We start from the raw sequence: 315 nt of genomic DNA, 5'->3' as shown, positions 1-315 counted from the left end.
TTGACCGTCAGCGGCAACTCCTCCAGCTGCACGAAGGCGGCCGGAACCATGTACTCGGGCACAGCGGCCGACAGATGCTCGCGCAGAGCCGCAGCGTCTACCGCACCGTTGGACGGCACGACATACGTCACCAGGCGCTCGTCTCGGACCAGCACCACCGCACGGTCAACGCTCTCGTGCTCGGCCAGGACGGCCTCGACCTCGCCCGGCTCCACCCGGAACCCACGAACCTTGACCTGCTCGTCGGCCCGGCCGACGAACTCCAACCGGCCGTCGCGCGTCCAGCGGGCCAGGTCGCCGGTGCGGTACATCCGC

Annotated in this window: 1 protein-coding gene; it reads right to left on the bottom strand. The window is 69.8% G+C overall.

All coding sequences use genetic code 11. The annotated features are described in order from the left end of the window. Positions 1–315: AMP-binding enzyme (locus tag QSK22_RS33470; protein ID WP_285498531.1), on the bottom strand; the 315-nt coding region annotated here is incomplete at both ends.

The sequence above is a fragment of the Actinomadura sp. NBRC 104425 genome (assembly GCF_030269545.1).
GTDB lineage: Bacteria > Actinomycetota > Actinomycetes > Streptosporangiales > Streptosporangiaceae > Spirillospora > Spirillospora keratinilytica.
This window is presented reverse-complemented; position numbering and strand designations above follow the sequence as displayed.